The organism is Deinococcus roseus (genome assembly GCF_014646895.1).
Classification (GTDB): Bacteria; Deinococcota; Deinococci; order Deinococcales; family Deinococcaceae; genus Deinococcus_C; species Deinococcus_C roseus.
This window is the reverse complement of sequence record NZ_BMOD01000004.1, coordinates 87202-99384: the sequence shown is the minus strand read 5'-3', so window position 1 is coordinate 99384 and position 12183 is coordinate 87202. Positions and strand designations below refer to the sequence as shown.

Below are 12183 nucleotides of genomic sequence, written 5' to 3'. Positions count from 1 at the left end.
CACTTTCTGAATCAGCATCTGTTTCAATGCAGCATGGAGGTGCAGTGATGAACGATCCCATGAACGATTCCATTCGTGACCTGCGCAAAGAATACACCGCAGCCAGCCTGAATCAGGTGGACCCGGATCCTGTTCGCCAGTTTGAAAGGTGGCTGCAAGAAGCCCTGGACAGCAAGATCCTGGAACCGCATGGCATGGTGCTCAGCACAGCGAATGGGCAGGGGAGACCCTCCAGTCGGGTGGTGCTGTTGCGGGGTTTTGATGCTTCCGGGTTTGTGTTCTACACCAATTACCTGAGCCGCAAAGGGCAGGAACTGGCAGCAAACCCGCAGGCCTGCCTCAACTTCTGGTGGACCGAACTGGAACGCCAGGTGCGCATTGAGGGACACATCGAGAAAGTCAGCCCGGAGGAATCCGATGCCTATTTTGCTTCCCGTCCAGCAGAAAGCCAGCTTTCTGCAGCCAGCAGCTCGCAATCCCAGGTGATTGAAAGCAAAGAGGTGCTGTATGACCGGGTGGATGCCCTGAAAGCCCAGCACCCGGAGGGCATCCCCCGTCCAGAGCACTGGGGGGGATACCGTCTGGTGCCGGATTATTTTGAGTTCTGGCAGGGGGGACCGGCCCGTTTGCATGACCGTTTTGTCTTCACCCGCACAGAACACGGCTGGCAGATTGACCGATTGGCACCCTGAAGGGGTTTTTGGTTTTTTTGGTGTTCAGCAGGCTGATCTTTGTGTGATATAAACACTTTCCTTGCTGCCAGCAAAGTGCCTGCAGTAACCTGATGGGCATGGCAGTCGCCCTGCAAGCTGTATATTTTCGTGCACTGGAAGCACTGGACCGATTCACCCACTATGTGGAGCAGACCGGAGATCCCCGACTGGAATCGCTGGTGGGAGAACTGACGGTGGTCATTGGAACCGCCTACGCCCTGCGGGACCTGGCCACCCTGGAAGACGCTGAACTCAGCTGCCTGACCTGCGGCGATGAACTGGAACGCACCCTCTCGGCCAAAGACTGAAGGGATCAAAGAAAGAAGCCGCACAATTGCGGCTTCTTTGGCTTGTGCTGATGGGTTCACTGATTGAGGGTGCCGGTCAGGTCATCTGGGGCTGTCTGACCCTGAGGCTGGTCCAGGTTGTTCTGGTCTGGATTTTGCAGGCCAGGATCTTCAGCAGGGGTTTCCTCTGGAATGGTTTCTGCTGAGGGAGGTGTGGAGGGATCAATGGGCACCTCTTCCACAGTGGCACCCGGCTGGGTTTCCGGGTTGGTTTCTGGCTGGACTTCCGGGGTTTCTGGCTGGACTTCCGGGGTTTCTTCTGGTTTGACAAATTTGTCCAGGTCCTCCTTGCGGATCCGGCGTTCCAGACGGTTTTCAAGAACTGTGGAAGGATCTGCAAGGTATCCGGTGGTGCTGTCGATGATCACCAGCATGGTTCCATCGTCCTGGGTGGCAGGATCGGTGGTTTCTTCGGTGGTCTGGGGCTCAGTGGTGGTTTCGGGCTGGGTTTGAGGTTGGGTTTCGGGCTGGGTCTGGGGCGTTTGTGCTGTCTCTTCTGCTGGAGGTGGGGTGTCATGCACCACAGCCATGCGGTACCCGGCATGCAGTTCATAGGTCACGCCAGCAGGACGGGCAATGTTCTTGTAGGGTTTGCCGCTCAGGGCACCTGCCATCATGTCATGCCAGATGGGAGCAGCAATAACACCGCTGTAGGAATTGACGGGCATGGCTCCACCCTCTTCTTTGCCCACCCACACGGCTCCGGCCAGTTCAGGCGTGACCCCCACGAACCACAGGTCTTTGACATCGTTGGTGGTGCCGGTCTTGCCCCCCACCAGACGACCAGAGATCTGGGCGCTGCGGGCCAGTCCTCCGGTGCGGTCATACACCACCCCGCGCAGCATGTCCCACATCACGAAAGCCGTCTGGGCGGTCCAGACTTTCTTGCCTTTGGAACGGTGGTTTTCTGCGTCGTAGAGCACCTGTCCCTGGCTGTTTTCCACTTTCAGAACGTAATTGGGGGTGAAGAGTTGCCCTCCGTTCACAAAGCTGGCGTAAACCAGGGCCATTTTCAGGGGGTTGGACTCCAGCGTTCCGATGGACAGGCTGAGGCCCTCATTGCCCTGCACTTCAAAGCCCAGGTCTTGCAGCTTGTTCTTGAAGGTGTCAATCCCGATGCGGTCTGCGAGGCGCACGGTGGGCAGGTTCAGAGACTGGTCCAGGGCAGAACGCAAAGTGGTTTCCCTGCCTGTGGAGGTCTGGCTGAAGTTTTTGGGACTGTAATTGCCTCCAGGGCACCCAGCACAGGCGTAGTTCACAGGGGCGTCCAGTTCAGTGTGGTATTGCTGGTAGCCGTTTTCAATGGCCGTGGCATACAGCAGCGGTTTGATGCTGGAGCCCACCTGCCGTCTGGACTGGGCTGCGTTGTTCCATTCCCTGCTGAACACATCCAGCTTCTGGCCCACCATGGCCCGCACATCTCCGGTGTAAGGATCCACAATGGCTGCGCCCAGGGTCGCCCCATCTGGCACACGTGCATTTCTGGAGGATTGCTCAATGGCATTCTGGGCCTGCTGGTCCAGGGTGGTGACCACTTTCAGGCCCCCATCTGCAGTGAAGGCATTGCTGGGCAGCACGTCTTTCAACTGGTTTTCCAGTTGCTGCATGAAGTGCGATGCGTAAGTGTTGCGGTTGGGCCGCAGGTTTTTGGCTTTGGCATTGACCAGTTCTGCTTCCGACAGGTTTCCATCCCGGTCATAACGCACCTGCCATCCTGCCGGATGGATCTGTTCCTTCCAGGCGGCATTGGCCTGCTGCTGGGTGATGCGCCCATCTTCCACCATGCGGGAGAGCAGGTTTTTCATCAGTGGGCGGTAGGCCGGGTAATCAAAATAGCGTCTGGCAGAAGGAATCAGGGTGGCAATGTAAACGCTCTCCGCCAGCGAGAGGTTCTTGGCAGATTTGCCCAGGTAGCCCCGTGCGGCCATGTCCACACCAATCAGGTCTGTGTATCCGCCGCTGCCCAGGTAAATCACATTGAGGTAATCGGTGAGGATTTCATCTTTGGAGAAATACCTTTCCACCTGCACGCTCAGGATCCATTCTTTGAATTTGCGCTCCAGGGTGCGCCCGGTGCTCAGTTCGGTGAGCAGGGTGTTCTTGATCACCTGGTTGGTGATGGTGCTGCCCCCCTCCAGACGGTCCCCCATCACGATTTTCATCAGGCCACGGGCCAGACCGATGAAATCCACACCGTAATGCTGGAAGAAACGCCGGTCCTCACTGGTGACAATGGCCATGGGCAGGTAGGGGCTGATGTTCTGCAACTCCACGATGTCCCGGTCAATGCGCACCCCGGTGGGCAGTGTGACGGGCAAAGTGCCCAGGTAACGCAAATTGCGGTCCATCACCTTGATGTTGCTGGCCAGTTTGATGCGTTCCAGCTCACGGTAATTGGGGAGTTCCGTGGTCCATTTGATCACGAAGAACAGCGGAAACAGCAGCACCAGACCTGTTGCCAGCAGTCCAATCTGCAGTTTGCTGAGGCGTTTTTTGGGTGAGGGTTTGATTTTTTTGCGGCGTACATTCTTTTTGGCAGGCGACATGAAACCTCATCACATCCCGTTTCACGGGGCATTCTGTTACGGTCACAGTGTACTGGATTCGTTTTCCTCAAAAGACTGAAAATCATGAAAAAACCCTCAGGAGGGCAGTGGAAACCATCCGTTTGCATCCAGCGTAGAAGCACAACATTTTGTGTGCCAGCAGAAAGCCCAACCTGCTAGACACCCCACAGTGCCCATGCTCCGGAGGGTTTATTTTATTAGGCATGAAACGTGCCTTTCTGTTTGCCCATCCAGCAGGCCATTCCCTCTCCCCGAGGATGCACAATGCCGCTTTTCAGCACATTGGCATGAAAGGGGTGTATCAGGCTGTGGACATTGAACCCTCCTGCCTTGGAAAATCCCTTTTGCGCCTGAAGGAACCAGACGTGCTGGGAGCCAACCTCAGTTTGCCCCACAAAGAAGCGGTGGTTCCTTTCCTGGATGAAATTGAACCTGTGGCCCGGCGCATTGGGGCCGTGAACACCATCATCCGCAAGGACAGCAAACTCCTGGGCACCAACACCGATGCAGACGGTTTTTACCAGAGCCTGATGGAAGGTGGATACCAGCCCCAGGGGATTGCCCTGATTCTGGGTGCAGGAGGTGCAGCCAGGGCCGCAGTGCATGCCCTCAGTCAGGCAGGGCTCACCCTGTGGATCCAGAACCGCACCCCTGAGCGTGCCCAGCAGTTGCTGGACAGCATGCAGGTGGAAGGTCGGGTGTTTGCCACCCAGCAGGAGGTTCCTTTCTCTGAAGTGGGGTTGCTGGTCAACACCTCCTCTGCAGGGCTCAGCAACCTGCAGGAAACCCCTTTGACGGTGCCTTTCCCAGAGCTGCAGTCTGGCGCAACTGTGTATGACATGGTGTACAAACCCCTCTACACCCGTTTGCTGCTGGAAGCAAACGAGCAGGGGTACAACACCGTGACGGGCATTGGAATGCTGGTTCATCAGGCAAGACTGGCCTTTGAACGCTGGACCGGACAGTCGGTTCCGGCCTCCGTGATGTTCGATGCGGTCAAAGACACCCTGCAGTAAGAGGGGTTAAAGTAAACCCATGCATCCTCTTTTTGATTTGACTGGAAAACAGGCCCTGGTGACTGGAGCCAGCAAGGGCATCGGATTCGCCTCTGCAAAATTGCTCTCTGAACTCGGGGCCAGCGTGATTCTGGTGGCCCGCAATGAAAATACCCTGGAAAAAGCCCGTGCCAGCCTGCCTGGAAGCCGCACCATTGTGGCCGATCTGGGCTCAAAAGCTGGAGTGGACCATGTGCTTCACGAAGCAGGACCTGTGGACATTCTGATCAGCAACGCGGGCGGTCCAAAACCCGGAACCCCCAGTCAGGTCACCGAGGAAGCCTGGATGGCTGGGGTGGAACTCACCCTGATGGGCACCATCCGACTGGCCCAGGGGGTTTTGCCCCACATGCAGCAGCAACAATGGGGCCGCATCATCGCCATCACAAGCCTGAGTGTCATCCGCCCTGTGCCCAACATCACGGTCAGCAACACCCTGAGGGCAGGCGTGGAGAACTACCTGAGAACCCTGGCCCTGGAAGTTGCCGCGCATGGGATCACGGCCAATGCGGTGGCTCCGGGGTACACCCTGACAGAGCGTCTGGAACAGTTGCATCCCAACCCTGAAGACCTGGAGCGCATTGCTGCCCGCATCCCTGCAAAACGGGTGGGCCTGGCAGAAGAAGTGGCGTCTGCTGTGGCTTACCTGGCCTCTCCTGGAGCGGCTTACGTCACAGGTCAGAGCCTTCTGGTGGATGGTGGGGTGTGCATTTGAGTGGACAGCAATCAGCCACCATTTTGAGATGCGTGTGCATGAGGTTTCCACAAAGCCACGCTGGTGTCTGACCAGGGGGCCAGGACAACAGCAAAGCCTCTGATTTTTGGGCTGACCACCGACGGTTGAGGGCTGATCCTTTGTATTAAGTGCTTTGGCGTACCCCCTTTCATGAGAGGTACAATAACCCCCGTGACGCGTCTAAGAGAATTGATCCCCCTTTCCCATGCAGGCACCGTGCAGGGCTTGCCGCAGGTGGCAAGACAGCTGCTTTTTTCAGCCCATCCCGGAAAAGCCGTGCTGCTGACCACCCCTGAGCGTCTGGCCGTGTACCAGACGGTGGGCCAGTGGGGTGCAGAGGTGTCTTTCAACCCAGGCATTCCAGAATGGGCCATCAAAGGGGAGAAGGTGATCCTGGATGTCTCCACAGCGCTGGATCTGTTTCCACGGGACCCAGAAGCCCTGACCATCTTTTTGCAGATTGGGCGGGATTATCCCAGAGATGCACTCTTTGACCGCCTGATTTCTCTGGGCTACCAGAGGGAAGAGGAACCCGGATACACCGTCAAAGGAGACACCCTCTCCATTCACCTGTCTGCAGAAAAAGTCATCCGGGCAGAGTTTTTCGGGGATGAGCTGGACACCCTCAGGGATGAGGAGGGCCACAAATTGCGCTCTTTGATCATCCCACCTGCAGAGGGTTTTTTGCCCCCCACACGCTGGGATGCCACCCGTCTGGAACTGCTGGAAGGTTACCGGGTGTTTCTGGATGCTCCGGAACTGTACAACAGCGTGCTGGAACCCAACACAGGGCAGCTCTGGCAGATGCTGATGCCCAGAGAGGTGGTGTCTTTCGGACGCACCCCTCTGGAGCTGCCGGATTTGATGCCTCCTGTGAAAAACCTGCCGTTTTACCGGGCACAACTGACGCATTTTGCACGGGATCTGGAACGCTGGTTGCAGCAGGAATACCAGGTGCTGGTGCTGCTCAGGCATGAACGCACGGGCAAGTACCTGCAGGAGAAGCTGCTGACAGGCCTCAACATCAAATGGCTGCAGAACCCGGTGATGGTGCCCGGTCAGGCCAGCTTTCTGGTGGGCATCGGAGAGGGGGGCTTTGAACTTCCCGAACAGAAAACCGTGGTGCTCACCGAGGACCTGCTGTATGGATTTCAGGGTGGGTCTGCACTGCGCAGCAGGAAGCTCTCCGGGAAACCCGTCACAGACGCTCTGGGCCTGCAGATTGGGGATTACCTGATCCATCCTGAACACGGCATTGGGCAGTTTCTGGGCATCGAGACCCGTGAAGTGCTGGGGGTCAAACGGGATTACCTGCACCTGCAATACGGAGCGGGAGCCAAGATTTACCTGCCCATCGAACTCCTGCCCATCATGCGCAGGCACCCCGGCACCACCGATGATCCCCCCAGCCTCAGCCGTCTGGAAAAGCAGGAATGGCAGAGGGCCCGTGAGAAGGCCCGCCAGAGTGCAGAAGCCCTGGCTGCCAAGTTGCTGGTGCAATACGCTGCCCGTCAGGTGATGCCCGGGTATGCCTTCACCCAGCTGGAAGACTGGGATTCCCTGATTGAGAAGAACTTCGAGTATGAGTTGACCTTTGACCAGAAACGTGCCCTCAGGGAAACCCTGAATGACCTGGAGAAGACCTACCCCATGGACCGCCTGATTTCCGGGGATGTGGGTTTCGGCAAGACCGAGGTGGCGCTCCGGGCAGCGCACCGGGTGGTGGGTCACGGCAAGCAGGTGGCCATTCTGGTGCCCACCACCCTGCTGGCAGAACAGCACACCAGCACCTTCAACGGCAGGTTCAAAGATTTGCCTGTGCGTGTTGAAGGCCTGAGTCGGTTCACCACTCCAGCCCAGGCCAGAGAGATCCTGGAAGGCATCAAAGCGGGTTCGGTGGATGTGGTGATCGGGACCCACCGCCTGCTGTCTCAGGACATCGAGTTCAAGAACCTGGGCATGATCATCGTGGATGAGGAACACCGTTTTGGGGTGCTGCAGAAAGAAAAACTCAAGGCCCTCAAGGCTTTTGGCAAGCTGGAAGGCCTGCCTGAGCCTGAACCTGCCACCCCTGCAGACACCACCCCCCGCCGCAGAGGAAGACCCAAAAAACAGGAACAGACGGTGGTGCCCGGCGTTGCCAAAGAGACCATGGAAGACCTGAAAAACCAGGTCTCGATAGATGTGCTTTCCATGTCTGCCACACCCATTCCCCGCACCCTTTACATGAGCATGGTGGGCCTCAGGGACATGTCCAGCATCCAGACCCCACCCAAGGGCCGCAAACCCATCCAGACCATCCTCAGCCCCTATGATCCCACGGTGGTGCGGCATGCCATCATCAGCGAACTGGAACGCGGTGGGAAGGTGTTCTACATCCATGACCGCATCGCCTCCATTGGAGCCAGGGCACTGTATTTGAAGAACATTGTGCCAGAAGCACGGGTGGCTGTGGCCCACGGACGCATGGACGAAGAGCAGCTTGAGGAGATCATGCTGGGCTTTGAAGAAGGGGCTTTCGATGTGCTGCTGTCCACCACCATTGTGGAAACCGGCCTGGACATCCCCGAAGCCAACACCATCCTGATTGAACGTGCAGACCGTCTGGGACTGGCGCAGCTTTACCAGCTTCGTGGGCGGGTGGGTCGCCGCAGCCGTGAAGCTTACGCCTACCTGTTTTACCCTCCCAGATTGACTGGAAACGCCAGCCGCAGGTTGTGGGCCATTGCGGATTTGCAGGACCTGGGGTCCGGGCACCGTCTGGCCGAAAAAGACATGGAAATCCGTGGGGTGGGAAACATCCTGGGCAGCGAGCAGCACGGTCAGATTCAGGCGGTGTCCATCGAGGTGTACACCGAACTGCTGGCAGAGGCGGTCTCGAAACTCAAAGGCGAGGTGCTGCCTGAACCCACCCAGATCAGCATTGATTTGCCCATCAATGCCCGCCTGACCGCAGAATATTTCGGAGATGAAGCGGCCCGCATTCAGGCCTATGGTCTGCTCTCGGAGGCAACCACTTTGCCTGCCATTTCCCGGGTGGAGAAGGACTTCCGCAAACGTTTCGGGGTGCCCCCCATCGAGGTGCAGCACTTCCTGGACCTTGCCAAATTGCGCATCATTGCCCTCAACAAGCGGGTGCTGAGCATTGCAGAGAACTTCACCCATCTGGTGGTGAGCTTCAGTTACAAGGGGCTGGATTTTGATGCCGCTTCCCTGAAAAAATTCCCGCACAGGACCGAGGTGGCCCAGTTTCCACCCAGTGTGAAAATCGAGAAGAAAGGCCTCAAACCCGACGATTATCCCAGGGTGCTGATGGACGTTTTGACCTACTTTGGCTGAGGGTCTGTGTGCAGACCTCCCTGCTTCGCAAAGCAGGGAGGTTTTGGTTGTATCACTTTTGAACGCAGTCAAAATTCGGTGAGAATTCGGTTAGACGGATCTTCTAAACTGTTAAAGTAAGGCGCTTTTGCTGATTTGTTGTGCTGACCTGGCTGGATGGGCTTGTTGGGATGGCTCAGGCATCACACTGCTTTGACATGAGGGTTCAGCATGGGGTTTTCAGCATGTGAACGGAACTGTGCGATCTGGAGGCAGGGATTTGAAAGGGTGGGTTGAGGTCAACAGATGAAAGAGCAATTCAAGGATTCCCGGCAGGAAATCGATCTGCTGCGCAACCGGGTCGGCGAACTTGAGGGTGCTGCACGCTTTCTGGAACTCAACTTCTCCCAGTCTGCTCTGGGCATTGTGGTGCTGGACCACCAGCAAAAACTGGTGCGGGCCAACCAGCGCTTCTGCACCTTTCTGGGCTACGAAGAGCACGAACTGAAAGGCAAGCACTGGAAAGAGGTCTCCCACCCTTCCAGCGTTCCCGAAAATGCTGGCCTCTATGAAGCCCTGATGTCTGGGGAACTGGACCACTTCACCATTGAAAAACGCTATGTGCGCAAAGATGGCCGGGTGGTGTGGGGCGCACTGTCGGTGTACAACCTGAAAATGTCCCTGGAAGACCAGGGGGCAGTCATTGCGGTGGTGCAGGACATCCAGCCCGTCAAAGACACCCAGATGGCCCTGGTCCATTCCGAGGCCAACCTCAAGGCTGTGGTGGAACACACCCAGCAGGCTTTTGTGCTGCTGGACGCTTACCGCCGTCCGCTGGTGTTCAACCATTTTGCCCAGCAGGCCCTGGCCATGCTTTCATCCACGCCCCTGGAACTGGGAAAAGATTTGTTCTCCTGCGTGCCAGAACACCTCAATGCGGCTTTTCTCAAGCATTTCCAGAAAGCGCTGGACGGGCAAATCAGCATCACCGAGGCCAAAATTGAGGGGCCGAAACCCCGCTGGTTTGAGTTTGCTTTTGCCCCCATCCGGGATGAAAGTGCCGGGGTTTCCCGGGTGCTGCTGACCGCCCAGGACATCACCCAGCGCAAGGATTCGGAGCGCAAATTCCGCGACCTCAATGCCGAACTGGAATTGAAGGTGGCCCAGCAGCAAAACCGCCTGGAGCAGGAAGAGGCCTGGAATGCCCAGGCTGCCCAGCGCATCAAGGACACTGAACTGCGCACCAAGGCCGTGTTGCGGGCCCTGCCAGACCTGATGCTGGTGATTGACCCGGAAGGGCGCTTCATTGATTACAGCCTGCAGGATGAGCGGGATTTGCATGGGCTGCCCCACAACTTTCTGGGCCTCACACCCGCAGAGGTGTTCCCCCAGCACCTCGCCCACCTGTACATGGAGGCCATCCAGACGGTGCAGACCTACGCTGAACCCGAAGTGCTGGAATACGCGCTGGACCAGTATTCAGAGCGGCGTTACTTTGAGGCCCGTTTTGTGCCTTACACCCACCAGAAGGTGCTGGCCATTGTGCGGGACACCACCGAACGCAAGCAGATTGAACAGCTCAATGCCGTGCAGCAACACATCCTGTACCTGACTGCCCGCTCTGAGAACACCCGTGAAATTCTGAGCGGCCTGTGCTCCATGATCGAGGACATCAATCCGGGAGCATTGTGCTCGGTGCTGCACCACGATCCCCTCACCCACATCCTCTGGCATCTGGCCTCTCCCAGTTTGCCTGAAAGCTTCATCGAGCAGGTGGATGGCCTGAAGGCCGGACCCCAGGCGGGTTCCTGTGGAACTGCGGCTTACCTGGGGCGCACCGTGATCGTGGTAGACATCGAAACCGATCCGCTGTGGGAGCATTACCGGGATCTGGCCAGATCCCACCACTTGCGCTCCTGCTGGTCGAATCCGGTGCTGGACCGCAATGGTACCGTGCTGGCCACTTTTGCCCTGTATTACCGGCAACCCAAAGCCCCCAGTGCCTTCCAGCGCCGCATGATCGACACCTGCGTGGATCTGGTGCGCATTGTGCTGGAACGTGAGGCCTCAGAAGCCCGCATCCGCAGGCTGGCGTTCTTTGATGCCCTGACCGGACTTCCAAATCGGGTTTCCATCGAGAACACTGTGGTGGAACTGCTCAGGAAAGCGGACCAGCAAAACACCCAGCTGGCCTTCCTGTACATGGACATGGACAACTTCAAAAACGTCAACGACTCGCTTGGGCATTCTGCTGGAGACAGGCTTTTGATTCAGGTGGCAGAACGCATCCGACAAAGCCTGCCTGAAAAAGGCCTGGTGGCCCGCCAGAGCGGAGACGAATTCATCGTGGTGATCCCGGAAACCTCCCACCAGGAAGCCACCGAGGTGGCAAGTCGCCTGCTCAGCGATTCCATTCAGCCGTTCCACATCGATGGGCATGAACTGATTGCTGCGCACTCCATCGGGATCAGCCTGTACCCGGAAGATGCTTTCAATTTTGACCTGCTCAGAAAACACGCAGACACTGCGCTCTACCATGCCAAACGTTCAGGGCGAAACCAGTTTTCTTTTTTCACCGAGGACATGCGCCTCAGGGCCATGGACCGACTGCGCATCGAAACGGCCCTGCGTTCTGTGCTGTCCAGACGGGAACTGAGGCTGCATTACCAGCCCATCATGGATTTGCAAACCGAACGGGTGATGGGCGTGGAAGCCCTCCTGCGCTGGAACTCGCCCGAACTGGGAGAGGTGCCTCCCACCCGCTTCATTCCCATTGCCGAAGAAATGGGCATCATTGAAGACATCACCTGCTGGGTGCTGAGAGAAGCCTGCTCCATGAACCAGCGCATGTTGCAGCAGGGAATCGGCAATTTGCCGGTCTCGGTGAACCTCAGCGACATCCATTTTCGCAGCCGTGCCCTGGTAGACGCGGTGGCCCAGACCCTGAAGGAAACCGGCATGGAGCCCCAGTACCTCGATCTGGAAGTCACCGAAAGCCTCCTGATGAGCAACCTGGATTCGGCCATTGACCTGCTGGGAGAACTCAGCGATCTGGGCGTGACGGTGTCTCTGGATGACTTTGGCACCGGATACTCCAGCCTCACTTACCTGCAGCGTCTGCCGCTGGATCGCCTGAAGGTGGACCGCTCTTTCATGCAGAACCTGGTGGCAGACCAGCGTGGACAGGCCGTGACCCGAGCCGTGATCGCTCTGGGACACAGTCTTGGCCTGATGGTGGTGGCAGAGGGTGTGGAGGAGAAAACCCAGCACGACTGGCTCCGCAAACTCAACTGCGATGGGGTGCAGGGCTTCCTGATGGCCAGACCGCTGCAGGAGGACCGGCTGCTGGAGTTTCTGAAAGCCCATCCCATTCTGGAATGAAGGTAAGCCTTTGTTGCTACTGCAATCTGCAGCCAACTTTGTTACCTTGAGAACTGACCCGATCAG

At 57.4% G+C, this 12183-nt stretch carries 7 protein-coding genes; 6 read left to right on the top strand and 1 reads right to left on the bottom strand.

What is annotated here, in order from left to right; genetic code table 11:
* Positions 1-47 precede the first annotated feature (47 nt).
* A complete protein-coding gene (gene pdxH / locus IEY52_RS07595) occupies positions 48-692 on the top strand; it encodes a pyridoxamine 5'-phosphate oxidase (RefSeq protein WP_229684677.1) in 645 nt (214 codons plus the stop codon).
* Positions 693-790: 98 nt separating this feature from the next.
* Positions 791-1021, top strand: coding sequence for a hypothetical protein (locus IEY52_RS07590; RefSeq protein ID WP_189001975.1), 231 nt, complete (start codon positions 791-793; stop codon positions 1019-1021).
* A gap of 56 nt (positions 1022-1077) precedes the next feature.
* Here the strand turns inward: IEY52_RS07590 and IEY52_RS07585 are convergent, their stop codons facing one another.
* On the bottom strand, positions 1078-3606 hold the full coding sequence (locus tag IEY52_RS07585; protein ID WP_189001973.1) for a transglycosylase domain-containing protein: 2529 nt from the start codon (positions 3604-3606) through the stop codon (positions 1078-1080).
* 224 nt (positions 3607-3830) lie between these two features.
* On the opposite strand from IEY52_RS07585, the gene aroE reads away from it, so the two are divergent.
* The 4 genes from aroE (at position 3831) to IEY52_RS07565 (ending at position 12117) form a co-directional block, all read left to right on the top strand.
* Positions 3831-4643 (top strand): shikimate dehydrogenase, encoded by an 813-nt coding sequence (gene aroE / locus IEY52_RS07580; protein WP_189001971.1) that lies wholly within the window; start codon positions 3831-3833, stop codon positions 4641-4643.
* 19 nt (positions 4644-4662) lie between these two features.
* Positions 4663-5397: an SDR family oxidoreductase gene (locus IEY52_RS07575; protein ID WP_189001969.1), complete on the top strand. Its 735-nt coding sequence runs from the start codon at positions 4663-4665 to the stop codon at positions 5395-5397.
* A gap of 171 nt (positions 5398-5568) precedes the next feature.
* Complete coding sequence (locus IEY52_RS07570) at positions 5569-8757, top strand: DEAD/DEAH box helicase (protein WP_189001968.1); 3189 nt, start codon at positions 5569-5571, stop codon at positions 8755-8757.
* Positions 8758-9042: 285 nt separating this feature from the next.
* Positions 9043-12117, top strand: a complete 3075-nt coding sequence (locus tag IEY52_RS07565) for an EAL domain-containing protein (protein ID WP_189001966.1) — start codon at positions 9043-9045, stop codon at positions 12115-12117.
* Positions 12118-12183: the final 66 nt, after the last annotated feature.

Bases quoted from the DNA above. Each gene is read 5' to 3' on its own strand.
- pdxH (WP_229684677.1), top strand. From the start codon at position 48: ATGAACGATCCCATGAACGATTCCATTCGTGACCTGCGCAAAGAATAC.
- IEY52_RS07590 (WP_189001975.1), top strand. From the start codon at position 791: ATGGCAGTCGCCCTGCAAGCTGTATATTTTCGTGCACTGGAAGCACTG.
- IEY52_RS07585 (WP_189001973.1), bottom strand. From the start codon at position 3,606: ATGTCGCCTGCCAAAAAGAATGTACGCCGCAAAAAAATCAAACCCTCA.
- aroE (WP_189001971.1), top strand. From the start codon at position 3,831: ATGAAACGTGCCTTTCTGTTTGCCCATCCAGCAGGCCATTCCCTCTCC.
- IEY52_RS07575 (WP_189001969.1), top strand. From the start codon at position 4,663: ATGCATCCTCTTTTTGATTTGACTGGAAAACAGGCCCTGGTGACTGGA.
- IEY52_RS07570 (WP_189001968.1), top strand. From the start codon at position 5,569: ATGAGAGGTACAATAACCCCCGTGACGCGTCTAAGAGAATTGATCCCC.
- IEY52_RS07565 (WP_189001966.1), top strand. From the start codon at position 9,043: ATGAAAGAGCAATTCAAGGATTCCCGGCAGGAAATCGATCTGCTGCGC.